This is a genomic window from Nonomuraea antri (assembly GCF_013283785.1).
Taxonomy (GTDB): Bacteria; Actinomycetota; Actinomycetes; order Streptosporangiales; family Streptosporangiaceae; genus Nonomuraea; species Nonomuraea antri.
Genome location: NZ_JABCPZ010000070.1, coordinates 18,444 through 44,216, shown reverse-complemented (window position 1 = coordinate 44,216; position 25,773 = coordinate 18,444). Strand labels below are relative to the sequence as shown.

Annotated in this window: 21 protein-coding genes; 5 read left to right on the top strand and 16 right to left on the bottom strand. The window is 73.4% G+C overall.

All coding sequences use genetic code 11. From position 1 onward, the window contains the following. The 12 genes from HII36_RS23370 to HII36_RS23315 all read right to left on the bottom strand — a co-directional run. Nucleotides 1–846: DUF5682 family protein (locus HII36_RS23370; protein ID WP_236003788.1), on the bottom strand; the 846-nt coding region annotated here is incomplete at its 3' end. Continuing rightward, the gene (locus tag HII36_RS23365) at nt 843–2,000 is read right to left on the bottom strand and encodes an ATP-binding protein (protein WP_173525366.1); all 1,158 of its coding nucleotides are present in this window, start codon (nt 1,998–2,000) and stop codon (nt 843–845) included. The genes HII36_RS23370 and HII36_RS23365, both read right to left, overlap by 4 nt. 88 nt (nt 2,001–2,088) lie before the next feature. Beyond that, nucleotides 2,089–7,026 carry a DNA-binding protein gene (locus HII36_RS23360; RefSeq protein ID WP_236003787.1) on the bottom strand — a complete coding sequence of 1,646 codons (4,938 nt, stop codon included), beginning with the start codon at nt 7,024–7,026 and terminating at the stop codon, nt 2,089–2,091. Next, complete coding sequence (locus HII36_RS23355) at nt 7,023–7,889, bottom strand: DUF4132 domain-containing protein (RefSeq protein WP_173525365.1); 867 nt, start codon at nt 7,887–7,889, stop codon at nt 7,023–7,025. Before HII36_RS23355 ends, HII36_RS23360 begins: the two co-directional genes overlap by 4 nt. 151 nt (nt 7,890–8,040) lie before the next feature. Then, nucleotides 8,041–9,036, bottom strand: a complete 996-nt coding sequence (locus HII36_RS23350; RefSeq protein WP_173525364.1) for a formylglycine-generating enzyme family protein — start codon at nt 9,034–9,036, stop codon at nt 8,041–8,043. Between the two features lies 1 nt (nt 9,037). Then, complete coding sequence (locus HII36_RS23345) at nt 9,038–10,453, bottom strand: sulfatase family protein (protein ID WP_173525363.1); 1,416 nt, start codon at nt 10,451–10,453, stop codon at nt 9,038–9,040. Beyond that, nucleotides 10,450–11,919, bottom strand: a complete 1,470-nt coding sequence (locus HII36_RS23340) for a sulfatase-like hydrolase/transferase (protein WP_328807837.1) — start codon at nt 11,917–11,919, stop codon at nt 10,450–10,452. The genes HII36_RS23345 and HII36_RS23340 overlap by 4 nt, the downstream gene beginning before the upstream one ends. Then, nucleotides 11,916–12,899, bottom strand: a complete 984-nt coding sequence (locus HII36_RS23335; protein WP_173525361.1) for an aliphatic sulfonate ABC transporter substrate-binding protein — start codon at nt 12,897–12,899, stop codon at nt 11,916–11,918. The genes HII36_RS23340 and HII36_RS23335 overlap by 4 nt, the downstream gene beginning before the upstream one ends. Beyond that, the gene (locus HII36_RS23330; protein WP_173525360.1) at nt 12,896–13,687 is read right to left on the bottom strand and encodes an ABC transporter ATP-binding protein; all 792 of its coding nucleotides are present in this window, start codon (nt 13,685–13,687) and stop codon (nt 12,896–12,898) included. Before HII36_RS23330 ends, HII36_RS23335 begins: the two co-directional genes overlap by 4 nt. Beyond that, complete coding sequence (locus tag HII36_RS23325; protein WP_328807836.1) at nt 13,684–14,478, bottom strand: ABC transporter permease; 795 nt, start codon at nt 14,476–14,478, stop codon at nt 13,684–13,686. The genes HII36_RS23330 and HII36_RS23325 overlap by 4 nt, the downstream gene beginning before the upstream one ends. Next, nucleotides 14,475–15,602, bottom strand: coding sequence for an ROK family transcriptional regulator (locus tag HII36_RS23320; RefSeq protein WP_217369852.1), 1,128 nt, complete (start codon nt 15,600–15,602; stop codon nt 14,475–14,477). The genes HII36_RS23325 and HII36_RS23320 overlap by 4 nt, the downstream gene beginning before the upstream one ends. A gap of 375 nt (nt 15,603–15,977) precedes the next feature. Beyond that, nucleotides 15,978–18,101 carry a TerD family protein gene (locus HII36_RS23315; RefSeq protein ID WP_173525357.1) on the bottom strand — a complete coding sequence of 708 codons (2,124 nt, stop codon included), beginning with the start codon at nt 18,099–18,101 and terminating at the stop codon, nt 15,978–15,980. 114 nt (nt 18,102–18,215) lie between these two features. Between HII36_RS23315 and HII36_RS23310 the strand changes: the two genes are divergently transcribed. Continuing rightward, on the top strand, nt 18,216–19,463 hold the full coding sequence (locus HII36_RS23310; protein WP_173525370.1) for a CoA transferase: 1,248 nt from the start codon (nt 18,216–18,218) through the stop codon (nt 19,461–19,463). Beyond that, nucleotides 19,460–20,392 (top strand): hypothetical protein, encoded by a 933-nt coding sequence (locus HII36_RS23305; protein WP_217369851.1) that lies wholly within the window; start codon nt 19,460–19,462, stop codon nt 20,390–20,392. Before HII36_RS23310 ends, HII36_RS23305 begins: the two co-directional genes overlap by 4 nt. A 7-nt stretch (nt 20,393–20,399) precedes the next feature. On the opposite strand, the gene HII36_RS23300 is transcribed toward HII36_RS23305, so the two are convergent. Then, on the bottom strand, nt 20,400–21,269 hold the full coding sequence (locus HII36_RS23300; protein WP_173525356.1) for an alpha/beta fold hydrolase: 870 nt from the start codon (nt 21,267–21,269) through the stop codon (nt 20,400–20,402). A gap of 106 nt (nt 21,270–21,375) precedes the next feature. On the opposite strand from HII36_RS23300, the gene HII36_RS23295 reads away from it, so the two are divergent. Together HII36_RS23295 and HII36_RS23290 are read left to right on the top strand one after the other, a co-directional pair. Further along, nucleotides 21,376–21,624 (top strand): AbrB/MazE/SpoVT family DNA-binding domain-containing protein, encoded by a 249-nt coding sequence (locus HII36_RS23295; protein ID WP_236003786.1) that lies wholly within the window; start codon nt 21,376–21,378, stop codon nt 21,622–21,624. Continuing rightward, a complete protein-coding gene (locus HII36_RS23290; protein WP_173525355.1) occupies nt 21,621–22,658 on the top strand; it encodes an alpha/beta fold hydrolase in 1,038 nt (345 codons plus the stop codon). The genes HII36_RS23295 and HII36_RS23290 overlap by 4 nt, the downstream gene beginning before the upstream one ends. 40 nt (nt 22,659–22,698) lie before the next feature. Here the strand turns inward: HII36_RS23290 and HII36_RS23285 are convergent, their stop codons facing one another. Both HII36_RS23285 and aroQ read right to left on the bottom strand, forming a co-directional pair. Then, entirely contained in the window at nt 22,699–23,265 is a 567-nt protein-coding gene (locus HII36_RS23285; protein WP_173525354.1) for a YciI family protein, read from the bottom strand. 78 nt (nt 23,266–23,343) lie between these two features. After that, nucleotides 23,344–23,931 (bottom strand): gamma subclass chorismate mutase AroQ, encoded by a 588-nt coding sequence (gene aroQ, locus HII36_RS23280; RefSeq protein ID WP_173525353.1) that lies wholly within the window; start codon nt 23,929–23,931, stop codon nt 23,344–23,346. A 116-nt stretch (nt 23,932–24,047) separates the two neighbouring features. Here aroQ and HII36_RS23275 point away from each other — a divergent pair, with 116 nt between their 5' ends. Beyond that, on the top strand, nt 24,048–24,812 hold the full coding sequence (locus tag HII36_RS23275; protein ID WP_173525352.1) for an MBL fold metallo-hydrolase: 765 nt from the start codon (nt 24,048–24,050) through the stop codon (nt 24,810–24,812). A gap of 9 nt (nt 24,813–24,821) precedes the next feature. Here the strand turns inward: HII36_RS23275 and HII36_RS23270 are convergent, their stop codons facing one another. Next, complete coding sequence (locus tag HII36_RS23270; protein WP_217369850.1) at nt 24,822–25,754, bottom strand: GNAT family N-acetyltransferase; 933 nt, start codon at nt 25,752–25,754, stop codon at nt 24,822–24,824. Nucleotides 25,755–25,773: the final 19 nt, after the last annotated feature.

The window sequence follows — 25,773 nt, the reverse complement described above, 5'->3', positions numbered from 1 at the left end:
GGGGGTGGGTTCGAGGGTGAGGAGTGCGGGGGCGTGGAAGGCGCCGACGACCGCCGCGACCCGCCGACCGCCCGCCGCGGCTTCCGCCAGGACGCGCCGCATGTGCGCCTCCCGCGCCAGGTTCCTGGCCGGGATCCCGCCGGCCGCCGCCGCGTCCCTGCGCAGTGCCCAGCCGACGCCGAGCGCGGCTCGCCGGACGGCTTCCGGCGTGCACCCCGGCGCCAGGACCTCCACGGCCCGATCCCACATGTCGTCGCCGTCGCGTCCGGTGCCCGAGGCGGCCAGCGCGTCGGCGAACGAGCCACGCACCGAGCCCGCCACCGGCGACGTGTCCCCGGGAGCCGGGTTCCCGGGAGCCGCGCCCCCGGGAGCCAGGTTCTCGGGAGCCGCGCCCCCAGGAGCCGCGTCGTCAGGAGCCAGTTCCCCGGGAGCCGGGTCCGCGGGCCGCCAGCCCGGGTCGGACAGCGGCAGGTCGCAGCACAGCACCTCGACCCCGCGCGCGGCCGCCCACCTGATCGCCACCAGTTCGGGCGAGAAGTCGGCGAACGGGTAGAACCCGAGCCCGCCGTCCGGCCCGCCCCCGGCGAGTGCGACCGGGGCGACGGTGCCCGGGTCGGCCAGGTACGGGAGCCACTGCTGGAAGTCGGCGGGCAGTTCGACGCACACCGCCGTCACGTCCGCCGCCTCGAGCAGCGCGGGGAGCACGACGGCGAGCGCCGGGCTGTGGTGGCGCACCCCCAGCAGGTACGGCCGGGTGGCGGCGGCCAGCGCGGCCACCGCCTGCCGCGGATCCCCCGCCAAAACCGCGTCGCCGCCGCGATCCGTCAGGTTCACGTGATCGGTCAACGCAGGTTCTCCCGCAGGTCCCAGAGCCTGCGCCACATCGCCGACCCGTGTTCGGCGCGCCGCCGCACCGGCCCGTCCCAGTAGCCGAGCAGCCGCCCGTGGTCGGCCGGGTCGTCCTTGCGTACGACGCCCAGCAGGTGCCCGGGCACCAGGTCCAGCACGTCACCGGCGGGCAGGTAAGCGGCGGCCACCCCGAGCGAGGCGGCCACCTGCACGGCCTCGGCGGTGGACATGACGGTGCCGGGACGCTCGACGTCCCAGCCCTCGTCGGAGCGCCCGTTGCGCAGGTCGCGGAAGACCGTGACCAGCGCTTCGAGCACCGCGTCGTCCACGGAGAAGCCGGCCCCGGCCCGCTGGACGACCGCCGTGGCCTGCCGCCGCACCAGGGACGTCTCGGCCGCCGCGTCGGCGATGGGGTCGACGGTCTCGAAGTTGAAACGCCGCTTGAGCGCGGCCGACATCTCGGAGACGCCCCGGTCGCGGAGGTTGGCCGTGGCGATCACGGTGAAGCCGGGCGCGGCGGCCACCTGGGCGTCGCCGGTGCCGGCCAGCTCGGGCACGCTGACCCGCCGGTCGGACAGGATGGAGACCAGCGCGTCCTGCACCTCGGGCAGGCAGCGGGTGATCTCCTCGACCCTGGCGACCCGTCCCGACCGCATGGCGGTGAGCACGGGCGAGTCGACGAGCGCGGCCCGGCTCGGCCCCTGGGCCAGCAGCAGCGCGTAGTTCCAGCCGTAGCGGAAGGCGTCTTCCGTGGTGCCCGCGGTGCCCTGGACGGTGAGCGCGCTGGTGCCGCACACGGCGGCGGACAGCAGCTCCGACAGCATGGACTTGGCCGTGCCCGGCTCGCCGACCAGCAGCAGGCCGCGCTCGCCGGCCAGCGTGACGACGCAGCGCTCGACCAGCGCGCGCTCGCCGACGAACTTGGGCGCCACCTTCAGCCTTCCGGGCAGCCCGTCGGGCACGGTCCCGGGCAGGGCGAGGGTCTCGTCGCCGCTGCCGCAGATGAAGGTCACCACGGCGCGCGGCGTCAGCAGCCAGCCGGGCGGACGCGGGCCGCCGTCGTGGGCGGCGAGGAAGGCCAGCTCGGTGGCGTACCGCTGCTCGGCGGAGAGCACCTGCGCGGCGGGGGTCACCTCTTCGGTGAGTGTCATGGAGGGGTCCTCTGCGAAAGAAAGTCCGGTGAGTGTCAGGAAGGAAGCAAGCGAGGAAGGCGCACGGAAGCCGAGCCGCTGGGCCGCGTCACCGCCGACCTCGGCCGCGGCCGCGCTTGACGTCGAGCTGCTGGAACCGGGGCACGTCGCCGTCCTGGACGCGCCGCCACGCCCTGGCGTAGAGCGCGGCCACGGGCTCGCCAGGCACGAGCGGCGTGCCGAGCCACCCGTCGTGGCGGAACATGGGCAGTTTCCACAGCTCCAGCGGCAGGCGCGGGCTGCGCTGCTCCGACCAGCCGCCGGGCAGGAACAGCGAGCGCCCGGCCCGGGCGCGGGCGGCCTGCAGCACCAGGTCGGTGCCGGCCAGTTCGGTCCGCGCCGCCTTGAGCCTGGCCGGCTTCCAGCCGGTCCAGCGGGCGACGTTGCGGTCGGCCGGGTCGGGCATGGCCAGCAGCATCAGGTAGACGGCGGCGGCGTCCTCGCCCAGCCCGTGTGCCTTGGCCACGTCCACGACCAGGTCGGGCACCGAGCGGGTGGGGTCCTGCGGCCACCAGGTGCCGTCGGCGTCGCGTTCGCCCTGCGCCGGGTCGCCCGGGTCGGCGAGGAGCGCGGCGAAGTCCGGGTCGAGCGCGACGCGCAGCGCGGACACCGGCCCGAACTCGCCGTTCAGCCCGATCAGTGCCCGCAGGTAGGGGTCGTCGCCGCTGGAGTCGAGCAGGTCGAGCCGGAGCGCGGGCGACGGCTGGCTGTCGTGGGTGGCCATGATGACCGCGCCGTACCGCTCGAACCCGGCGCCGGTCTCGGTCGGGGTTCCCGCGGCCTTCTTGAAGCCGGGCAGACTGACGTACTCGTCGAGGTCGAGCAGCAGCCCGGGGTTGGCGAGCCGGTCGCGTACCGCGGACAGGGCGGCGGGCAGCGCGGCGCGCAGCGGGTGCCCGGCGGGGAGCCGGTGCGCCAGCCAGCCGGCCGTGGCGACGGCCATGACCAGCGACGCGCCGCCGAAGCCGGCGCCCTGACCGGCGACCGGCTGGACGCGGTCGCCGCGCACCTCCCAGGTCCGGTCCTGGCTCAGCTCGGGCGCGGCGGCGGGGTCGAGCACGGCGCGCAGGCCGTGAGCGGTGTCCCAGGCGCCGCGCACGGCGCGGTTGGCCTCGCCGAGCAGCCATTCCGGCAGGGCCACGCGCTGCCCGACGCGGGAGTTCCACACCTCGGCCGCGGCGGCCATGTCGGGCCCGTCGGTCCACAGCCTGGCCGGGTCGGCGGGCAGCAGCGCCGCGGTGACGGCGCGCCGGACGGCGTCGGGGATCTGCTCCAGCTCTCCCTTGGCGACGGCGGCGTCGGCCACCTTCACCCCGAGCAGGGTGCGGGCCTCCTTGTCGAGGAAGCTCCTGCTGTAGACCTCGATCCGCGGGAACCCGGCCACGATCAGCCGCGCGGACGTCTCGGGCACGCCGGTGAGCCGGGTGAACTCGTCGGCGGCGGCCGCCTGCCAGGTCGCCGGGCCGCGCGTGTCGAGCTCGGCGAGGAACGTCTCCAGCCAGCCTGCCACCCGTTCCTCGCCGATCGGGGCGAAGTCGTGCGCGGTGTACGGCTCGGGGATCTCGAACCGGCCGGCCGGGTCGTGGAACAGCGCCGTCCAGCTCAGGCCGTCGTAGTGTTCCGGCTTCGGGTGGACGAAGGCGACGAACGCGCCGCCGGCCAGGGGCAGCAGCCCGCACAGCGGCTCGTCGGGCAGGCGGCCGCCGGGCGTCCGCACGTGTTCGCGGGCCAGCCGCATCGTCATGCGCCGCCAGCGGGCGAGGTCGGCCGTGACGGGCAGGCCGCCGTCGTTCAGCTCGCGCAGCAGCGCCCGCAGCGCGGCGCGGTGCTCGGCGGAGGTGGTGGCCGCCGCGCTCCGGTACGCCAGCGCCGCGCAGTGGTCCAGCCACCGCTCCCAGCGCAGGCCCGCGACCGGCAGCCCGGGCAGCCCGACGTGCACGTCCGGCAGCCCGACGTGGACGCGCGACTCCGCGGGCTCCGCCGGGGCGGCGACGGCCTGGCCGATCGCCCGGATCTGCCGGCAGGCTCCGTCGCGGCTGTCGCGGAGCGTGTACTGGTCGGAGGTGGTGCCGAGGCCGTTGATCGCGTGGTCGAGCAGGCTGTCGGAGGGCCCGATCCAGGTCTGCTCCTCGACCGGGGCGCCGGTCAGCGCCCGGGTGAGCTCGGCCACGACGGCACGCACCGCGGTCTGCTGGACGGCGGCGAACCCGGCGATCGCCGCGATGCCCTTGACCAGCGACTCGTTCGTCACGCCCGGCAGCAGCGCGCGGACGGCCGCGGCCACGTCGGCGTCCTCGGGTTCGGCGGCTTCGAGCAGGGCCGCGGTCGTCTCCTCGCCCACCGCGCGCAGGGTCGCCGACCCTTCCGGGTCGCGGGGCCGCAGGCAGTACCAGTACGACTCGGGCGGCAGGATGAGCGTGCCCGCGCCGAACGCGCCGGGCCTGCCGTCGGTCTTGAGCTCGGCCAGCACGACGCCGTCGGCGTCGACCAGGTCCACCCGGTAGCTCCTGCGCACGACGGCGCACGGCCGTTCGGCGCCGGGGAACGTCAGCAGGCGGACCGGCGTGCCGGCGTTGGGCGGCACGGTCATGGACAGCCCGGAGAGGTCCTCGGCGCGGCGCGACCCGTCGGGCAGTCCCACCACGCGCAGGCCGAACAGGCCGTTCACGGGCGTGCCCGCCGGGGTCGGCTCGGCGGAGGGCGCGGGCAGCAGCCAGCCGTGGTCGAGAGCGCTGCCGGCGGGCGCGGTGCGCAGCGCGTCGGCCAGGAAGCCGGGCGCCGAGCGGCGGCCGGTCCTGCCGCTCGCCGGGTCGAACTCGTACCAGTCTGAGGTCTCGCCGTCCCATGCCCAGATCCAGAAGGACGTGCCGTCGGTCAGCACGGGACGCTCCTCGGGCACCGCCGTGTCGCCGGCGTGCAGCGGGGCGTACCCGGTGGTGCGGCCGCCGCCGGGGACGGCGAGGCTGAGCTGGTTGTCGCCCTGGTAGTAGTCGAGCCTGGTGCCCCGGGTGCGGTCGATGCCGTCGAGGTCGCGTACCTGGTCGGCGGCGGTGTGCCAGTAGCCGCGCAGCCCGTTCTGGCGGGACCGCGAGTCCCAGTAGACGAGCAGGTCGCCGTCCACGTAGTGGAAGCCGGGGTCGTTCCAGGTGTCGCCGGCCGGGACGCGCAGGTCGTGGGTGAGCACGGTGCCCTCGGGGCCGAGCACCCTGGCCTGCGCGGTGCCGGCCACGACCAGGTGCGGCCAGGCGTCGCACACGATGATGTCGTCGACGTCCTTCTCGGGCACCAGGTTCGCCGCGGCGTCCTCGAAGGCGGGCCAGCCCAGCTCGTCGATGATGCCGGCGCGGAGCGTGCGGGCGAGCACCCCGGCCACGCTCGCCTCGGCGACGGCCTGGCGGACGTCGTCCTCGGCCAGGGCCAGCACCTCGCCGGGCAGCCAGGACAGGCGGCGCAGCGCGTCGGGCAGGCGGGGCAGCCCGGCGGCGGCCGTCTGCCCGGCGACCAGGCTCACCCACTCGGTCAGCATCGGACGCCCGCCGGGCGCGGCGGCCAGGGCGAGGACGGCGGCCCGGCCTTCGTCGTCCGGGTCCAGGCGGAACGCGCCGTGGCGGAAGGCGGGGCGGAAGCGCGGGTCGGCCGCCAGGGCGCGCAGGTCGCGCCGGTCGTCGCGCTCGGCCCAGCGGTCCAGCCGGAGCGTGGTCTGGTCGCCGGGGTCGGCCACCGGGAGGTCCAGGGCGAGCAACAGGTCGAGCAGGTCGGGGTCGTCGCAGGCGGGGAGCGACTGCCCGGCGGCGGTCAGCTCGGCGCGCAGCCGGTCGGCCATGCGCTCGATCAGCGCGTGGAGTGCGGGCAGGTGCGCGGGGAAGCCCCAGCCGCGGTCGCGGGCGGCGAGGAACCTGCGGGTCCAGCCGGCGGCGCCGTCGGCGGCGCGCTCCTCCTCCGGCACGTCGGTGTGCAGGCCGGCGGTCGCGCCCGACGACTCCAGGATGCCGAGCCAGATGCCGGGCAGCTCCCGGTCGTCGCTCGCCGGGACGTTGTTCAGCAGCGTGCCGCGCAGCTCGGGCCGCTGCCTGGCCAGCGCCGCGACGGCCGGGGCGTGCGCCTTCCACCAACCGGTCGCGGCCTCCATGATGGCGGGCAGGGTGAGCAGTTCGGACAGGTAGTCCTGTTCGGCCGTGTCGGCGTCGACGCCCGCGGCCTTGGCCAGCCTGCGGATGTCGGTGGCCATCTGCGCCGACGGCGCGAGCCCGCCGGCCGTCCTGCGCACGCACAGGCGCGCGTATCGGCGCAGCGCCTCGTCGGCGGGCAGCCGGGCGGCCAGGTCCTTGGCGTAGCCGGAGAGCACCTTGACCGGCAGCGCTCCGGCCAGCGCGAACTCCAGGAACACCGCGTCGAGCCGGTCGTCGTCGACGGGCAGCCCGTGCTGGGCCTCGGCCTTGCGCGCGGCGGAGAAGAGCTGGCCGGCGTATTGAGTGTTGTCGGCGTCCAGGAACAGCCGGCCCGCCTGCTCGTAGAAGGTGGGCAGGAAGTGCGGGACGGACACGGCCAGCTGCCCGGCCAGCCGCTGGAACGCCTCGAGCGCGGACTTGGGCTTGGACCTGGACTGGCGGGCGGCGCGCTCCAGCTCGGGCACGACGGCCAGCGCGTGGTGGCCGTCCTCCGGGTGGTGCGCGAGCACCCATTCGGGGAAGCCGAGCGAGCGCCGCAGGCCCAGGCCGACCACGGCGGCCTCGCCGTCGGGCGTCATGCCGAGGAAGCCGGCCGCCTGGTCTTCCGCGGCGCTCAGCTCCCCGGGGACCAGCCGGACGATCACGCGGTCGTCGAGCCCGGGGTGCCGGTAGGCGCGGGCGACCAGCGGCACGGCCCGCTCTCCAGCCCCTCGCGTGCCGGGTGGCAGCACGGCGCCGGCGGTGAGCATCACCTCGGCTTCCGCGACGGACAGGTCGGTCCGGTCCGGTTCCCTCTCCTGCGTCGGCTGTGCGGTCATGCGTCCTTCCCCTCTTCGACCCGGCGGCCCGCGTACAGCGCGGCGGCCATCCGCATGCCCTCCGACCAGGCGACCTGGCCGACCTCGCGGAGCACGAGCGCCCTGCCGTCCTGGTCGCGCCAGGTGAGGTTGCCGGTGGACATCTCGTCGTCCCAGTACGGTTCGCCGATCCACACGGCCGCCTCGGTGAGGCTGCCGCCCTCGTGGACCCGGCAGGTGGCGAACCCGCCGGAGACCCGGTAGCCGAGCTGGGTGGCCCGGGCCGCCAGGCCGAAGCGTGAGGCGTACGTGCCGCCGGCGAACTCGGTGACCTGGCGTGCCTTCGCGCCGGGGTCGGCGGGCCTGCGCCAGACGGCCCGGTGGATCTGCTCGACCCGCTGGGTGACGCCCAGCTCGGCGGCGAACTCGCGCAGGTCGTCGAGGTCGGGCAGCAGCACCGGGTGCGGCAGCGTCACCGTGCGCGGCGACAGCCGGACGGTCTCGCCGTCGAGATTGACCATCCGCAGCTCGCCCGCGTCGGTGACGTCGCGCAGGAACCCCACCTCGTCGGGGTCGTCGCCGACCACCGCCATGTCGCGCAGGGCCGCCTGCCACGCCTCGTCCGGCCAGACCTGGGCGATCAGCCCGGTCGGCACCGGCAGCGAGGACACCATCCAGGCGTCGACGTGCGCCACGCAGGACGCGGCGTGCCTGTCGAGCCATTCGGCGAAGCGGCGCAGCCGGTCCGTCTCGGGGTGTTCGCGCACCGCCTTCGGCAGGGTCTTCAGCTGTCGCCCCGCCGACCGGCCGGTCGCGGCTCTCGCCGTGACCTTGCCCTCTATCAGTGCGACCTCATACGCGTCGCCCGCCGCCAGCCAACCCACTTGCCGCCGCCTTCCATGGTGGAGCCGTCAGGGATGTGTCACGCGCGCGGCACGTCCGCCGCCGCGGCGATGCGCGGAACGTTAGCGGCGATCACTGACAAACGCCTACCGGCGCAGGACAGGGGCGGCGCGGCCCGGCGGCGGCAGTGGGTCAGGCGCGCGGGGAGACGGTCCTGAATCCGGCGTTGGCCATGGAGGAGTCGGGGGTGTTGCCCGATCTGGCCGAGTTGCGGTAGCGGTTGCAGTAGGAGTCGTGGCACAGGAAGGAGCCGCCGCGCAGCACCCTGGCTACGCCCGGGTGCGGGCCCGGGTGCGAGCCGTGGCTGGGGCCGCGCGGGTCGTGCTCGGGTGAGACGGCGTAGTAGCCGGGGTCGTACCAGTCCGCGCACCACTCCCACACGTTGCCGACCGTCTGCCACAGGCCGTAGGCGTTGGGCGCGTACGCGCGCACCGGGGCCGTGGTGAGGTGGCCGTCCTCCAGGGTGTTGCTCGTGGGGAAGACGCCCTGCCAGATGTTCACCGGCCATTCGCCGTCGGGCAGGTCGTCGCCCCAGGGGTAGCGGGCGCCTTCCAGGCCGCCGCGGGAGGCGTACTCCCACTCGGCCTCGGTGGGCAGCCTGCGTCCGGCCCAGGAGCAGTACGCCATCGCGTCGTTCCAGCTCACGTGCACGACGGGGTGGTCGGGTTCGGCCTCGGACAGCGGGCCGCCCGGGTGGCGCCAGTCGGCCCCGCGCACCCCGATCCACCACGGCACGCCGGGCACCGGCCGCATCACGTCCTGCGGCCGGGCGCGCAGGGCCAGGTGGAAGACGGCGGAGAAGCCGTACGTCTCGGCCTCGGTGCGGTAGCCGGTCGCCGCGGTGAAGGCGGCGAAGTCGGCGGTGGTCACGGTGGTCGCGTCGATGGAGAAGGCCGGCACGACCACGCGGTGCACGGGCCCCTCACCGTCTCCCGGGTTGCCGTCGCCGCGCGAGTCGCCCATGAGGAACGCCCCGCCGGGCAGTTCGACCTGCTCGACGGCGTGCTCCCCGGTGGCGGCGAAGCGCGCGGGACCGGCCGGGGTCCCCGTGACGGGCGCAGTGGTGATCGCTGTGGTGACCGCTGCGGTGACCGCTGTGGTGGCCGGCGCGCAGCACTCCCCCGCCATGTCAGACCCCCTCGGGGACCGGCTGGCCCGGGTGCGGGCGGTCGCCGAGCTCGGCCTGCGCCCGCCACAGGCGGACCTTCAGCTCTTCGCGGACCTCCAGGTACGCCGGGTCCAGGTACACGTTGCGCAGCTCCTCGGGGTCGGTCTCCAGGTCGTACAGCTCCCACTCCCCCGGGTACGTCGCCGGGCCGGTCCCCGGCAGTCCCAGGCCGTCGTTGTAGTAATAAATAATCTTGTATCGGGCGGTGCGGTAGCCGTAGTGCGCCGGCGCCTTGTGCCAGACGTCGTCGTGTTCCCAGTAGCGGTAGTACATGCCCTCGGCCGGGGCCGGTCCCGGCTCGCCCGTCAGGTCGGCCAGGAAGCTGCGGCCCTGCATGCGCGGGTGCGCGGGCACCCCGGCCGCCTCCAGCAGGGTCCGGGCGAAGTCGACGTTGGTGACGATGCCGGTGTGCTCCTGCCCGGCGGGCACCCGGCGCGGGTAGCTGAGCACCAGCGGCATCCGCAGCGACTCCTCGTACATCAGGCGCTTGTCGAACCAGCCGTGATCGCCGAGGAAGAAGCCCTGGTCGGAACAGTACATGAGCAGCGTGTCCTCGATGTCGCCGCGCTCGCGCAGCCAGTCGACGACCCGGCCCACGTTGTCGTCGACCGAGGCCACGACCGCCAGGTAGTCCTCCATGTAGCGCTGGTACTTCCACAGCGCCAGCTCCTCGTACGACAGCCCGTCCGGCGGGTCGCGCTTGAGGTCGTCGGCGGTCAGGTGCTCGGCGATGCGCATCGCCGCCCGCCTGGCCGAGGACGAGCGGCCGGTCAGGTCGTCGGTGAACGTGGCCGGCACCGGGATGGGGTCGGCGTACATCCCGGCGTGCTCGGCGTCCGGCGTCCACGGCCGGTGCGGGGCCTTGTGGCAGATCAGCAGGCACCACGGGTCGTCGCCGTCGAGCCCGTCGGCCCAGCGCAGGGCCAGGTCGGTGATGACGTCCGTGGCGTAACCCGGCTCGGTGCGCAGCCCGCCGGCCGACAGGAACCGGGGATCGACGTACTCGCCCTGGTCGATCAGCACGTCCCAGTGGTCGAAGCCCTCCGGGTCGTGGCCGGGCCCTTCGCCCATGTGCCACTTGCCGACGATCGCGGTGCGGTAGCCGGACTCGCGCAGCAGCGACACGAAGGTCGGCTGGCCGGCGTCGATCGGCGTCTCCAGCGTGGTGACGCCGTTGACGTGCGAGTACGTCCCGGTGAGAATGCTCGCCCGGCTCGGCGAGCACAGCGCGTTGGTGGCGAAGCAGTGGTCGAACCTGGCGCCGAGCCCGGCGATCTCGTCGATCCTCGGGGTGCGGTTGACGACCGAGCCGTAGGCGCTGATGGCGTGCGCGGCGTGGTCGTCGGTGAGGATCAGGACGATGTTGGGCCGTCTCACCGGTAGGTCGCCTCGTCCAGCCCGCTCATGGTGGGGTCGTAGGAGACGTCGCCGACGTCGTACATCGAGGTCATCCAGTGGTAGAAGTTGTCGCCCCGAGCCCGCAGCACCTCGTAGAGCCGCTGCATGAGCCGCGCGCGCACCTCGGCCATCTCGGGGTGGGTGTAGCGGTTGAGCAGCTCGTCGGGGTCGGTGAACAGGTCGTACAGCTCGTTGGTCGAGTCCGGGTTGACGACCAGCTTGTAGCGGTCCGTCCTGATCATCCGCTGCGGATAGGGGAAGTGGTGGCCGTGGAACTCGCAGACGATGTCCTCCTCCCACGGCACCTGCTCGCCCTTGGCCAGCGGCACCAGGCTGCGCGAGTCGACCGCGGGCGACGGGTCGAGCCCGGCCAGGTCCAGGATGGTGGCCGTGCAGTCGAGCAGGCTGACGAACTCCGTCCTGACCACGCCGGGTTCCTGGCCCGGCAGGCGCAGCAGGCCGGGGGTGCGGTAGATGTCCTCGTACATCGCCGGGCCCTTGTCGTGCAGCCGGTGCGCGCCGGTGAACTCGCCGTGGTCGCAGGTGAAGAACACGGCGGTCTCGTCGTCCAGGCCGAGGCGGCGCATGGCGTCCATGACCCGGCCGATCTGGGCGTCGATGAGCGCCACGTAGCCCCAGTAGACCGCGATGAGCTTGCGCGTCACCTCCAGCGGCATGGTGTCGAACGTCCAGTGCGCGCTGTAGTTGGCCTGCACCGGCGGCTTGTCCGCGAACGTCTCGGCGATCGACTTGGGCAGCTCGACCAGGTCGGGGTCGAACATGTCGAAGTACTCGTCGGGCACGATGTACGGCAGGTGCGGGCCGAAGAAGTTGAGCTGCAGGAAGAACAGCTTGCCTTCGGCGCTGTAACGTTCCAGCATCTCGATCGCGCGGGTGGCCAGGTAGTGCTCGAACGTCGCCTCGACCGGCTGGCGCAGCCGCGCCGCCAGCAGGTTGCCGGGGCCGCCGTTGGGCAGCGTGCCGCGGATGTGGTCGTGGATCTCGTACGGCGGCAGCCCGCGCTCGGCCAGGTAGGCGAGGTAGTCGGGGTGGTCGACCGGGTTGTGCCAGCCGGGCAGGTCGGGCCCGTCGAAGCCGAAGTCGGCGGCCCTGCGATGGTGCCCGACGTGCCACTTGCCGATGAGCCCGCAGTTGTAGCCGACCTCGCGCAGCGCCTGGGGGAAGGTGTACTGGCCGTCCGGCAGGTCCTCCAGGTAGCCGACGTTCCGCTCGTGGTTGGCCAGCAGCTTGTGGCGGAACGGCGCCTGGCCGGTGAGCAGGCTCGCCCTGGCCGGCGTGCAGATCGCGGTGGGCGTGTACCAGCGGTCGAACCTGGTGCCGGTGCCGGCCAGCTCGTCCAGCACCGGGGTGGCGGCGAGCCGGTTGCCGTACGCGCCGAGGGTGTCGACCCGGTGCTGGTCGGTCATCAGGAAGAGGATGTTCACTTGGCGGCGCCCGAGAAGAGATCAGCGGTGTAGTAGGTCTTGGGGTCGACGGCGCCGGTGAGCTTCCCGGCCTGGGTGAAGTAGGTGTTCATGCCGGTCAGCCACTTGTCGACGGTGCCGTCCTTGGTGAAGCCGTCCAGCTCGGCCAGCGAGAGGATCTTGGAGTTGGCGGCGTCGGCCTTCACCTGGTCGGCCGGCAGGTTGAGCATCTCGGCCGTGGCCGCGACGGTCTCGTCCAGGTGCTCGCTGCGGTACTGGATGGCGTCGCGCAGCACGGCGATGACCTTCTTGGTCTTGTCCTGCTGCTTGGCGACGACGTCGTTGCCGGCCACGAACGCGGTCGGGAACGACACGCTGTCGGCGAAGTCCTCGTTCTTGGCCAGCTCGACCAGGTTCGGGACGGTCTTCTTGATCGTGGCGATGGCCGGGTACCAGAAGCCGGCCGCGTCGATCTGCTTGGAGGTGAAGGCGGAGACGATCGTGGACGCGTCCATCGGGACGATCTTGACGTCGCTCTTGGCCAGGCCGGCCTTCTGCAGGGCGAGCGTGAGGATCATGTCGCCGGAAGTGCCCTCGGGCACGCCGACCGTCTTGCCCCGCAGGTCGGCGATGGACACCGTGCCCTCCTGGGCGATCACCCGGTCGGCGTTGCCGAGCGTGTTCACCGCGACGACCTTGGCCTTGCCGGAGGCGGGCAGCCACATGGCGCCCGGGCCGATGTAGCCGAAGTCGAGGTCGCCGGTGCCGAGCGCCTGGATCTGCAGCGGCCCGTTGGTGAAGACGCTGATCTTCGGCTCGACGCCGTGCTTCTTCCACAGGCCCTGCTTGTCGGCGACGGCCAGCAGGCTGGCGCCGTTGAAGTCGGCGATGTAGCCGAAGTTCACCTTGGTGGCGCCGGCGGCGGACTCACCGCCGTCGCCGCCGCCGCAGGCGGTCGCGCCGAGGGCGAGGATCAGGGCGGCTATCAGGGTCTTCTTCATGGCGCGGGCTCCTTGACTGGCTGCTGGTGATAGACGGCGTGCCACACGCGGTTGCGCAGGTCCCCGAACTCCGGGCTCAGCCGCATGTCCTCGGTACGCGGATAGGGCAGATCGACGTCGATGATCTGGGCGATGCGCCCCGGCCTGGCGGCCATGACGACCACCCGGTTGGCGAGGAACACCGCCTCGTCGACGTCGTGGGTGATGAACATGACGGTCCGGCGATCCTGGCTCCAGGTCTCCAGGAGCTGTTCCTGCAGCTTCACCCTGGTCAGCGCGTCGAGTGCGCCGAAGGGTTCGTCCATGAGCAGGATCGACGGGTCGACCGCGTAGGCGCGGGCGATGGCGCAGCGCTGCTTCATGCCGCCCGAGAGCGTCTTGGGCAGCGCGTCAGCGAACTGTTCCAGGCCGACCAGGCGGATGAAGTGCTCGGCCCGGCGCCGCCGCTCGTCCTTGGGGATCTTGGCGGTGCGCAGCCCGAACTCGACGTTCTCGCGCACGGTCAGCCACGGGAACAGCGCGTACTGCTGGAAGATGACCCCGCGCTCGGGGCCTGGTCCTGCCACGGGCCGGCCGTCGACGAGCGCGGCGCCGCCGGTGGGCTGCTCCAGTCCGGCGAGGATGTTGAGCAGCGTGCTCTTTCCGCAGCCGGACGGCCCGACGACGGTCACGAACTCGCTGTCGGCGATGTCGAGGGAGACGCCGCCGAGCGCGACGAAGTCCTCCTTGCCGTTGCCGAGTGCGAAGACCTTCTGGACGTCGCGGACGGAGATCTTGGGGGTGGTCATCGGCTCTCCTGCCAGGCCGTGAGCTTGTTTCCGGCGAGCATGAGCAGCCGGTCCATGATCAGGCCGAGGATCCCGATCGTGATGATGCCGACGAAGATGGTCGGCAGGTCGTAGTAGAGCTGCGCGCTCTGCATCCGGTGGCCGAGCCCGGCCTGCGCGGCCAGCAGTTCGGCGGCCACCAGCGTGCCCCAGGCCGAGCCGAGCCCGACCCGCATCCCGACCAGGATGAACGGGGTCGAGGCGGGCACCACGACCCTGGCGAAGATCACGGCGTCCTTCGCGCCGAGCACCCGGGCGGCGTTGACGAGCGTCTTGTCGACGTTCACCACGCCCTGGTACGTCGAGACCACGCAGGCCAGGAACGCCGCCAGGAAGATGACGAAGATCTTCGGGCTCTCCCCGATGCCGAGCAGCACCAGGACGAGCGGCAACATCGCCAGCGGCGGGATCGTCCTGAAGAACTGGATCCACGGCTCGAACAGGCCTCTGGCGATCGTGTACCAGCCCATGAGGAACCCGATCAGCACGGCCGCGACCGAGCCGAGCGCGAACCCGGCCAGCACCCGGCCGAGCGAGGCGCCGAGGTCGGCGGCCAGCGTGCCGTTGAGTGTCATCCGCCAGGCGGCCTCGATCACCTCCAGCGGCGACGGGAACTGCAGCCCCGCCAGGGCCAGGCCCCACCACAGGGCCAGCCCGGCCACGACCGAGACGATGTTCAGGGTCAGCAGGGATCTGCTCGTGCGCCGCCGTCCCTGGGCGCCGGGCGCCCTGGTGGCATCTGTGCCGGTCACGGCCACCGTCGGCCTCCGTCCGTCGTGAGGTTCGCTTCGTATCCGTCAAGCAGGGGGGACTCGTGGAAGAGCGCGGCCACGGCGCCGAGCGCGCCGCCGTCGTCCGACATCAGGGCCGGGCGGATCACCGGGACCGCGTCGGTCAGCCACGACAACTCGTACGTGATCGTCGCTCTGGCCTGCTGCAGCAGCGGCGGGGCCAGGGTGACGACCTCGCCGGCCAGGACGATCTCGCTGGGGTTGAGCGTCATCGCCGCGGCGCCGAGCACCTTGCCGACGGCCGTGCCCGCCTCGCGCAGCGCCTGCTCGACCGCCGGGTGCGCGATCTCCACCTGGGCCCGCAGGTCCGCGACGCCGTCCACCGGCGCGCCGAGCTCCCGGCAGCGGGCCAGGATCGCGGGGACGGAGGCGACCGTCTCCACGCATCCGCGCTTGCCGCACCGGCACTGCGCGCCGTCGGCGACCACGGTGACGTGGCCGAGCTCGCCGGCGTAGCCCTGGGAGCCGCGCACGAGCTGACCGCCGACCACCAGGCCGCCGCCGACGCCGTCGGACAGCCGCAGGTAGATGAGGTCTCGCACGGTCTCGGACTGCGCGTGCAGCGCCTCGGCCAGGCCGGCGAAGCGCACGTTGTTGTCCACGATCACCGCGGCGTGGAAGCGCTCGGCGAACAGCTCGGCCACGCCGTCGGCGGGCGAGCGGTCGCCCCAGCCGGGGACGCCGATGCCGATCGCCTGCAGCGCGCCGTAGTGCACGCCGGTGTCGGCGCTCAGCCTGCCGATCAGCGCCAGCCCCGACTCCAGGCGTTCCGGCCACTGGGCCGACTCGTCGTAACGGGCGGTGCCCGAGGCGATGACGTCGTGCGCGGCGTCGGCGACCACCACGTTCACCCGGCGGTGCCCGAAGTCGATGCCCATGTACTGGCCGGAGCCAGGGTCGAGCGCCAGGCGCTCGGCCGGCCTGCCGCTGCCCACCCGCTCGACGGCGTCGGTGGCGACCACCTTGATGGCGCCGCGGGCGAGCAGTTCGCCGGTGATCTCGGAGACCGTGGTGCGTGACAGTCCGACCCGCGCGGTGATCTCGCCCCGGCTCAGCGCGCCGTTCTGACGCAGCGCACGAAGCACGCGCTCCTCATGGGATCGGCGGACGAGCGCATGCGCTCCACTTGGCGTTGACACGGGGGAAACATAGGGTTCACCACTTTTTCCGTCAATGTCCCGGCAGAAAACTTGGTGAAATTTGTCGCAACCTTGATGAAATGACGTTGACCAGGGCAGACGCGTGCCCGGCCGGGTCGCGGAGAGGGAGTGGAAGACCGGTCGTGAGGAGAGCTCGAAGGCTAGAAGACCAGTGGCCCCGAAGGGCCCAGCCTGGTTCCGGAAGGGGGAGGAAGCCCCCGAATGGCCTCACGACCGGGAGGCGAGGGAAGCGGGAAGACTATGGTTTCGTTTTTCAAACGGAGAAGGAAGCCTTCCCATGGCCTCGCGATCTCCACCGTATCAGGCGGGGATCAGCTCGTGCAGGGTCGCGGGCGTGTACACCAGGTGCTCCTCGGGCAGGCCGGCGGGCCGGTCCAGGCCGATGTGCACGGGCGGGCCGTCCGGCGAGCTCTTCGCCCGCAGCAGCCCGGCCAGGTAGCCGACCCGCAGGTAGTCGCGCTCCACGATCGAGCGCACCAGCAGCGACGCGGTGACCTGGTGCCCCTCCACCCGGTTGAAGGCCGGGCGGCCCTTCAGGTAGAGGTGCAGCCACTTCACCCGCCACGCGCCGTCGTCGCCGCGCAGGAACGCCAGCGGCAGCGCCACCCGTCCCGCGCCGCGCAGGTCCGACTTCATCCGTACGGTACGCGGCTCGAACGGCAGCCCTTCCTGGGCGGCGTCCCTGCTCATGTAGCCGAAGAACGCCTCGGCCGCCTCGTCGAACGGCTCGCCCGCGTAGATGTTGACCATCGGGATGACGATCGGCCTGGTGGCCTTGGCGAGGCGGATGTCGATGAACTCCGACGCGCCGTCCGGGGCCTGGGTGAGGTCGCCGGAGTAGGTGGCGAAGTCGTTGGCGTAATTCGTCCACGAGATCTGCGTGGCGTTGTCGTAGGAGTCGTCGAGCATGAGGGCCGACAGGTCGTAGTCGGTGTGCCGGTCGGCCTGGCGCCAGTACGTGAAGAAGCGCAGCAGCTCCCCCTCGACCGGCGCCAGCGAGCCGCGCGGGAGCATGCCGAGCCCTGGCGCGACGGCCTTGCCCGACAGCGGCAGCGCCACGTCCAGCGCGTCCCGGTCGACGGTGACCTCGCCGACGTCGGGCAGGCGGCGGGTGATCTCCTCGTCCAGGAACGCCAGCGCCCGCGGCAGGACCTCCTCGGCCAGCTCCGGACGGGTGTCGGGGGCGGCCCAGGCGCGGCCGTGCCGGTTGACGAAGACGCGGCCGGCGGCGGCCACGAGCCGGTTCTGCAGGTGCTCGCGCAGCGACAGCAGGACCCGGCCGGACGCCTGCGCGGCGGCCCGCTCGGCGGCAGCCAGCACGTCCGCGGCCGACTCGCCGGTGCGCAGCAGGTGGTCCAGGCGGCGCAGCAGCGCGCCCGGGCTGTGCGCGAGCAGGGCGACCGCGTCTGCGGTGCGGCCGCCGGCCAGGGCGGACTCGACCCGGCTGTCCAGACCGGCGGCCCGGCGCTCGCCCCTGGCCACCTCGAACACCTGGACGGCACGGGGGAACTGCGGGTACTCGTGCGGGTGCAGCCGCTCGCCCAGGCGCTTCCACTGCTCGCGGTGCCGGGGCACGTCGCCGAGCTTGGCCGGGGTGGCGACCGCGTCCAGGGCGCGCAGGAGCGCGCGGCGCTCGGCGCGGCGGAACGAGCGGAACCTGGCCGGCGTGGCCAGCGTCACGTCGCCGCCGGAGCAGCCGCAGGCCAGCCTGAGCACGTCGGTCACCGTGTCGACGAGCAGCGGCCGGCCCGCGGCCAGCCGCGCCTCGTTCACGATCGCGCGGTTCTCGCGCACCGGGATGCGCTCCGGCTCGTCCTGGCAGTACGCGGCCAGCAGGCGCAGCGCGGCGAGGTCCTCCGCGGGCAGCGGGGCCTCCGAGCCGGCCAGCGAGAAGTACAGCTCGCGCGCCTCCTCCGCCAAGCCGCCGCCGAGCTCCAGCACGCTCACCCGGTCGGCGGCCAGCGGGATCAGCTCGGCGTGCGCGGCCACCAGGTCGGCGTAGCCGTGCTGGTAGCGGCCGTAGCCGGGCAGGGTGAGCAGGTTCACCGTGTCCGGGCGGACGCGCGCGGCGGCGACCGGGTCGAGCATCGCCTCACGCAGCCGCCCGGCCCAGAACTCCAGCGTGTCGGGCACGTTGGCGGGGAAGTCGATGAAGTACGCGTTGTGCGTGACATGATCGCCGACCAGGTGGCGCACCGCGGCGAGCACCCGTACGCCGAGGTCGACCACGTGCTCGCCGGGCAGGTCGGCCAGGCGTCCGAGCAGCGCGGGCGAGCAGGTGAACCCGACGCTCAGGAGCGCGGCGTCGAGCTGGCGCGCGGCCACCTCGCCCCAGCCGGGCGTGGCGCCGGCGGGCACGTCGGCGGGCGCGTCCACGGGGACGCGCAGCCGCCGGGCGATGACAAGGCTCTCCAGGTTCTCCACGAGCGCACCATATAGGGGATTACATGCGTTTTCCGGCGGTTTTTCCGGGCGCGAGGTCTCGGTGCAAGCGGGGCCCTTGTGCATAATGTTGCCGACGGAGAGGGCGTGAGCCGCATGGGCCTGACGGCGAGCGCGGGTGGCCTGCCACGTGGGGCACTGGCCGGGCTGCGGGTCGTCGAGGTGTCGAGCTTCGTCGCCGCCCCGCTCGGCGGGATGACGCTGGCCCAGCTCGGCGCCGACGTCATCCGCGTCGACCCGCTGGGCGGGGCCGCCGACCTGGGCCGCTGGCCGCTGGCGCCGAGCGGGGTCAGCCTCTACTGGACCGGGCTGAACAAGGGCAAGCGCTCGATCACCGTCGACTTCCGCGGCGCGGCCGGCCAGGAGCTCGTCACCCGCCTGGTGACGGAGTCCGGCCCCGACGGCGGCATCCTGCTCACCAACGCGGTGGGCCGCGACTGGCTCGGCTACGAGCGGTTGCGCGAACGCCGTCCCGACCTGATCCACGTCCGCGTCCAGGGCTACCCCGACGGCCGGCCGGCCGTCGACTACACGGTGAACGCCGAGCTGGGCTTCCCGCTGGTCACCGGCCCGGAAGGGCACGCGGGACCGGTCAACCACGTGCTGCCCGCCTGGGACGTGGCCTGCGGGCTGTACGCGGCGGTCGGCGTACTCGCCGCCGAGCGGCTGCGCCGCCGTACCGGGCGGGGCGAGCAGGTGAGCGTCGCGCTCGCCGACGTCGCCCTGGCGACCGCCGCCAACCTCGGCCTGCTCGCCGAGGCGCAGCTCACCGGGGTCGAACGGCAACGCATCGGCAACCACCTGTACGGCGGCTTCGCCAGGGACTTCCAGACCCGCGACGGCCGGCGGGTGATGATCGTGGCGCTCACCCGGAGGCACTGGCAGGACCTGCTCGCGGCCACCGGCACCACCGACACCTTCACCGCCGTCGCCGACGCGCTGCACGCCGACTTCGCCACGGAAGGCGACCGCTTCCGCCACCGCGAGGTGATCGCCGCCCTGCTCGGGCCCTGGTTCGCCGGACGCGACCTGGCCGAGGTACGCCTGGCGCTGGCCGGGGCGTCGCTGCCGTGGTCGGTCTACCGAGGTTTCACCGAGGTCGTCGGCGACGGGCTGCCCGAACTGCTCGGCAACCCGATGCTGGCCGAGATCGAGCAGCCGGGCGTGGGACGGGTGCTCGCCCCCGGGTCGCCGCTGGGCTTCACCGGCACGGACCGCGTCCCGGCAGGTCCGGCCCCGCGCCTGGGCGGTGACACCGACGCCGTGCTGACGGATGTGCTCGGTCTCACGTCCGGCGAGATCGAGGCGCTGCGGCGGGCCGGCACGATCGGCGACCCGTCATGACCGCGCCCGGCGGCGGGCCCGGCGAAGACGGCGGGCTCGGCGGGGGTAGCGGGCTCGGCGGGTACCTCGTGTCCTGGGCGCCGGGGCCGGTCGGCGCGGCCGACGAGCTGGCGCCCGGCCCGGCGGCCGCGCTGTCCGCGCTGCTCGACCTGCCCCGGCCCGCGGTCCCGCAGGCCGGGGACGCGCTGCCGCCGCTGTGGCACTGGCTGTACTTCCTGGACTGGCCAGGACAGGCGGAACTCGGCGACGACGGCCATCCCAGGCACGGGCACTTCCTGCCCCCGCTCCCCCACCGGCAGCGCATGTTCGCCGGCGGCCGCTGCGAGATCGCCGAACCGCTGCGGCTCGGCGAGCCCGCCCACCGCACCACCAGCCTGGGACCGGTCACGGTCAAGCGGGGCACGACGGGTGAGCTGCTGTTCGTCACCACGCGCAGCGAGTTCCGGCAGCGGGGCCGCGTCCGCCTGGTCGAGGAGCAGGACATCGTGTACCGCTCAGGACGCGCCCCGAACCAGGCGGCCGAGCTGGGCCTTGGCACGGGCGTCGCGCCGGACGCCGACGAGCCCTGGCGGCTGCCACTCACCCCCGACCCGGTGCTGCTGTTCCGCTTCAGCGCGCTGACCGCGAACGCCCACCGCATCCACTACGACGCCACGTACACGCGGGAGGTGGAAGGCCACCCGGGGCTGGTCGTCCACGGCCCGCTGCTGGTCATCGCCATGCTGGAGCTGGTGCGGCGCGACGCCGCCGACCGGCGGGTGCGGTCGCTGAGCTACCGGCTGCGCCGCCCGGCGTTCGCCGGCGAACACCTGCTGGCCTGCGGCGGCCCAACGGTCCTGGACGGCGGCAGGCCCGGAGCGCGAGCCGCCCTGCGCGTGGCCACGCACCGCGAGGACCGCCACGCCACGGCCGAGGTCACGTTCGCCTGACGCCCGGTCACCCCGGCAGCACGCGCCCGAGGAAGTCACGGACCAGCGGGACGATCTCCGCGAGGTTGGTCTCCAGCGCCCAGTGACCGGCGTCCAGCAGGTGCAGCTCGGCGTCCGGCAGGTCGCGCAGGTACGCCCGCGCCGAGCCCGCCGGCATGTAGCCGTCGTGCGGCCCCCACACGATGAGCGTGGGCGGCCGGTGCTCGCGCAGGTAGGCCTGTTCCTTGGGGAACCAGCGCAGGGTCGTCGCCTGGTCCTCGAACAGGCCCACGACGTTGCGGCGCCGCCGCGGGGTGTTCATCAGCGCCCAGTGCAGCGTCCACAGGTCGGGGCTCACCCGTTCGGCGAGGTGCGCGGGCAGTTCGCCGACGAACTCGTCGCGGAAGCCCTCCGCCGAGACGTTCTGGGCCAGCGCGGCCCGGCCCTCGTCGGTCGGATCGGCCCAGAACTCCTTGAGCGCGGCGTATTTCGGGCCCAGGGCGTCCTCGTAGATGTCGCCGTTCTGGATGACCAGCCCGGCGACCCGCTCGGGAGCGCGCAGGGCCAGTCTGAGACCGAACTGCGAGCCGTAGTCGTGCAGGTAGATGGCGTAGCGCCGCAGGCCCATCACGTGGGTGAAGCGTTCCAGGAAGCCGGCGTAGCCGTCGAAGGTGTAGGAGAAGTCGTCCGGGGTGGCGCTGTGGCCGAAGCCGGGCAGGTCGGGGGCGAGCAGCCGCCAGCGGTCGCCGAGCGCGGGCATGAGGTTCCTGAACTCGTAGGACGAGCAGGGGTAGCCGTGCGGCAGCAGGAACACCGGCGCGTCCGGCGGTCCCGCCTCCCGGTAGAAGGTCTCGATCCCGTCGACGTCCGTGGTGCGGTGTGTCACCTGCGCGAGCATGGTCGGCCACCTACCCGGGAATCCGCGGTCCACATCCCTCACCCGAGTGCGAAAAGTAAGAAAAGTGGGTAAAGTCGTACTAGATCCACTAGGGAGGGCGGAACGGATGGGCGGGAAGATGATCGAGGGGCCGGACGGGCGTTACATCGTCGGCACCGTGAAGATCGGCGAGAAGGGGCAGATCGTCATCCCCAAGGACGCACGTGACCTGCTCGACCTCGAACCGGGCGACACCCTGCTCGTGCTCGTCGACCGCGAACAGGGCATCGCGCTGGTCGACAACGAGAGGTTCCGGCTGTTCGCCCAGGGCGTCCTGGCCGCGCAGGAGGAGCCCGACCGGGAGCCGGGACGATGACCGGCCACCGCAACCCGTACGAAGGGCAGCGCGAGCCGCTGCCGCCGGCGCTGGTCGAGGCCGGATTCCGGCAGGAGTCCGCCGAGCTCGGCGGGGTGCTGGTCAACTACGTCCGCGGGCCGGAGTCGGGGGCGCCGCTCGTGCTCATACCCGGCCAGATGAGTCTGTGGAGCAGCTACCGGCGGGTCATGCCGGAGCTCGCGCGGCGGTTCACGGTGTACGCCGTCGACGTCCGCGGCCACGGGAACTCCTCGTGGACGCCCGGCGACTACTCGTGGGACTCGGCCGGCGGCGACATCGCGCGCTTCCTGCGCCAGGTCGTCGGCCGGCCGGCGATCGTCAGCGGGAACTCCTCCGGCGGCGTCCTGGCGCTGTGGTGCGCGGCCCGCGTGCCCGAGCTGGTCTCCGCGATCGTGCTGGAGGACCCGCCGATCTTCTCGGCCGAGTGGCCGCGCTTCCGCGACCGTGACCGCTGGGTGTACGAGAGCCTGGCCCACACCGTACGGGCGCTGGGCGACCTCGATCACCAGCGGGTGACCGACATCTACCGGCAGGAGATCCCGGTCGCCGAGGACAGGACGATCCGGATGCCCGAGCGGTTCGTCGGCCTGCTCGATCGGCTGGTGGCCCGCCACCGGCGGCGTAACCCGGGCCGGCCGGCCGGGCTGGGCGTCCGGTGGCTGCCCGGGTCGCTGAACGAGCTGATCAGGGCGGCGTCGATGTTCGACCCCGACTTCGCCAGGGCGTTCGTCGACGGCCGCTTCTACGGCGACTTCTCGCACGCGGCCGCGCTCCGCGCGACGACCGTCCCCGTGTTGCTGCTGCACGCCAACTGGAGCAGGTTCGACCGGCACGGGCTGGTCGGCGCCATGGACGACGACGACGCCCGCCGGGTGCGCGAACTGGCCCCGCAGACCGTCTACCGGCGGATCGACGCGCGGCACGTCATCCACGACGACAAGCCGCGCGCGTTCGTCACCGCCGTGACCGAGTTCGCCGCCGCACTCCCCGCTCCCGAGCGAAGCGTGGGCTAGGAGCGCCCGCCACGCGCCCCGCTCCCGGGTGGAGCGTCGGCTAGGAGCGCCCGCCGCGCTGCCAGCGCTGGGCGGTCAGCGTCACGGGAGCTCCCGCGAGCAGGTCCGCGACCGGCTGGACGACGGCCCGCGCCGCCTCGGGCGCTCCCGGGGCGACCGCCACGATCCCGGTCGTGCCCGTCCGGTCGTCGTCCACCAGCGCGGCGACGAAGCGCAGCCGTCCGTCAGGCTCGCCGCCGGGCAGCCCCGCCTCGCCCCGCACCACCGGCCACCGGCCGGTGACCAGCGCGTACGGCCCTTCCGACAGGTACGCGCCCCGCCCGGGACGGCCGTCGAGCAGCACGACGACGCGGTCGGTCGTGAGGTGACCGTAGAGACCGGCCCGCCAGAACGGCTCCTCGGCCGCGAACCGCTCGGCCGCGGCCCGGTCGTCCAGGTCCACGACGTGCACGCTGCCGGTGTGCTCCTCCCCGTCGGCCGACAGGGTCGGGCCGCGCAGCACGAGCCGGTCGTCGAACTCGTCCATGTACGACCAGTGTTCCTCGGCCAGGTCGAGCAGCCGGGGCCCGACTCCGGGCCTGTCCTCGGCGTGTACGTAGAACGGCATGCCGAGAAGCGTACCGACGCACTGCGAACTCACCGGAGGCGGGCGGCCCCAGCGTCATCGGAGACGTGCGGGGCCGACTCATCGGAGACGTGCGGCACCGGAGACGGGCGGGGCCGGGCTCGGCGTGGACTGTGGCCAGGGCCTGGCGCAGACCGGAACCAGGGCCTGGCGGAGCGCGTCGCGGTGCAGCGCGTCGAGCCCGGCCCGCGCCCCGGCGGCGCGCCCGGCCGCGTCCATGACCGCCGCGCACCGGACCGGGTTCGCGCGCAGCGGCTCCACCTGCCGCAACCGCCGCAGCAGCCGTGGCGTGAGCCGGTCGAGCCGCGGCCTGATCTCCCCGGCGAGATCAGGCCGGCGACCGGGCGGCCGCTCCCCGTACGACCGCCAGCGCGCGTGCAGCCCGCGCTGCACCGCCTTGCCCGCCTCGATCTGGGCGCGGAAGAACCGGGTGCCGAGCTCCGGCGAGAGCCCGATCCGCGCCGACAGGGCAGCGACGGCGTCGAGCAGTTCACGTTCCCGCGCCGCGTCGGTGATGGGCTTCCCGGTGCCGAGCTTGGCCGCCGCCACCGCGTCGGCCAGCAGCAACCGCTCGACGGCCGACTCCGCCAGCCCCTGGGGCCCGGACGGAACAAAGGGGACGGACAAGGCGAGCAGAACGGCGTACACGGCTGTCACCATGCTGACAGTGACCTCTCCCACCAGGCATTACTACTCTTTGAACAGGCAAGAGCACACAGCGTGAGCACAGCTTACGCGCACCGACCCCCGAGAGATCCATCATCATGCAGCTTCACTTCATCGGGACCGGATCCATCTTCACCAACCGCATGAGCGCCAGCGCGCTGATCGACGACAAGATCCTCATCGACACCCCGAACGGTTCCGTCAAGGCGATGCGCCGCTCCGGGATCGACCCGGGCATCGTCGACGTCTGCCTCATCACGCACTTCCACGCCGACCACTTCTTCGACATCATCTTCCTGCTCATGGAGCAGGGCCTGACGCGCAAGCGCGACGGCGAGCTGGTGCTGGCCGGGCCGACCGGCCTCGCCGGGCGCATCGAGCAGCTGTTCGAGCTCAGTTATCCCGGCGTCTGGGCGACCGTCAAGCCGAACGTCTCACCGCGCTTCGTGGAGTTCGGCGAGAAGGGCGGCCAGTGGTCGGGCCACGGGTACCGGGTCCGCGCCCTGCCCGTCCAGCACACCACGCCGATCGCGCTCGGCTACGCCATCACCGACGGCGCCGGCGTCACCCTGGGCTACACCGGCGACACCGTCATGTGCCCGTCGGTGGAGACGCTCGCCGGCGCCGGCAAGGCCCTGGTGATCGACACGTCCTTCCGCACCTCGAAGGCCGGGCACATGGGCCTGGACGACGTCGAGGCGCTCGCCGACCGCCACTCCGCGCTCACCCTCGTCCCCACCCACCTGGGCGACGACGTGACCGGCTCCGACCGGGCGAACATCGTCTTCCCCGCCGACGGCCAGACCTTCACCGTCGACGACCGGGGCGCCCGCCCGGCCGAGCGGTCCGCCGCCACCGGCTGACCGGCCGCGTCAGACCCCGGCGTTGGAGAAGTTCAGCCGGATCTCCGTGACCCGGTAACCGGCCCGCAGGAACGCCGCCGCCATGGGCGCGTTGCCCAGGTCGGTGGTGGCGGTGATGCGCCGCGCGCCGCCGATGGCGTGGAAGCGGGTGATCTCGGCCAGCACCTCGTCCACGTACCCGCGCCCGCGGAACTCCGGCACCACGCCCAGGTAGCCGACGTTCACGCTGTACGGGGTGGCCGAGGGGATGGCCATGCCCGCCACCAGGCCCTCCGGCGTGTACGCCAGCCGCCACCACTCCCGCTTGCCCGGCGCGCCCAGGTAGAAGTCCATCTCCTCCCTGGCGGTCGCCTCGGCGCCCAGCTCGGCCAGGTTCGCGCGGGTCTCCGCGTCGAGGCTGCCTTCGGCGATCCGCTGGAACACCGCGAGGAACTCCTCGTCCGGGGCCGCGGCGAAACGCAGCGCGCCGGTGGCGGCGGAGGGCACACCGGCGGCCGGCGTCCACTCGAACTGCAGCCGCTCCACCTCGCGGGTCAGCCCGGCGGCGCGGGCCGCTGCACGCCGCCACTCCACGGCCGCGACGGTGGCCGGGTCCTCGCGCCAGCCGGCCGCCACCTTCACCGCGTACTGCACGGGCGCGGCGAATCCGGCCAGCGCCGCACTCATCAGGCCGGTCGCGACGGCCGCGCGGTCGCCGGCGGCGGGGTCGACGTCCAGGCAGTCGAGCGCGATCGGATGCGCGCTCGACTTCGGCCCCCACCACAGCGCCCGGCCCACCAGGCGGTCGCCGTCCTCGGCGAGCCAGGTCCATTCCTGGCGGTACATGCCTTCCGCCAGTTCGTCGAGGTAGCGGTCGGCGGCGATCCAGGCGACCGGTTCGCGCACCGTCCAGGCGGTGACGCGGTCGAGGTCGGCGGGGGTGGCGGCGCGGTAGGAAATCACCCCAGAACCCTAGCGATCC

What these genes read in the sequence shown, in the direction of transcription:
- HII36_RS23365 (WP_173525366.1), bottom strand. Translation starts at nt 2,000, where the DNA reads ATGACACTCACCGAAGAGGTGACCCCCGCCGCGCAGGTGCTCTCCGCC.
- HII36_RS23360 (WP_236003787.1), bottom strand. Translation starts at nt 7,026, where the DNA reads ATGACCGCACAGCCGACGCAGGAGAGGGAACCGGACCGGACCGACCTG.
- HII36_RS23350 (WP_173525364.1), bottom strand. Translation starts at nt 9,036, where the DNA reads ATGGCGGGGGAGTGCTGCGCGCCGGCCACCACAGCGGTCACCGCAGCG.
- HII36_RS23335 (WP_173525361.1), bottom strand. Translation starts at nt 12,899, where the DNA reads ATGAAGAAGACCCTGATAGCCGCCCTGATCCTCGCCCTCGGCGCGACC.
- HII36_RS23330 (WP_173525360.1), bottom strand. Translation starts at nt 13,687, where the DNA reads ATGACCACCCCCAAGATCTCCGTCCGCGACGTCCAGAAGGTCTTCGCA.
- HII36_RS23310 (WP_173525370.1), top strand. Translation starts at nt 18,216, where the DNA reads ATGGGCCTGACGGCGAGCGCGGGTGGCCTGCCACGTGGGGCACTGGCC.
- HII36_RS23305 (WP_217369851.1), top strand. Translation starts at nt 19,460, where the DNA reads ATGACCGCGCCCGGCGGCGGGCCCGGCGAAGACGGCGGGCTCGGCGGG.
- HII36_RS23300 (WP_173525356.1), bottom strand. Translation starts at nt 21,269, where the DNA reads ATGCTCGCGCAGGTGACACACCGCACCACGGACGTCGACGGGATCGAG.
- HII36_RS23295 (WP_236003786.1), top strand. Translation starts at nt 21,376, where the DNA reads ATGGGCGGGAAGATGATCGAGGGGCCGGACGGGCGTTACATCGTCGGC.
- HII36_RS23290 (WP_173525355.1), top strand. Translation starts at nt 21,621, where the DNA reads ATGACCGGCCACCGCAACCCGTACGAAGGGCAGCGCGAGCCGCTGCCG.
- HII36_RS23285 (WP_173525354.1), bottom strand. Translation starts at nt 23,265, where the DNA reads ATGCCGTTCTACGTACACGCCGAGGACAGGCCCGGAGTCGGGCCCCGG.
- HII36_RS23275 (WP_173525352.1), top strand. Translation starts at nt 24,048, where the DNA reads ATGCAGCTTCACTTCATCGGGACCGGATCCATCTTCACCAACCGCATG.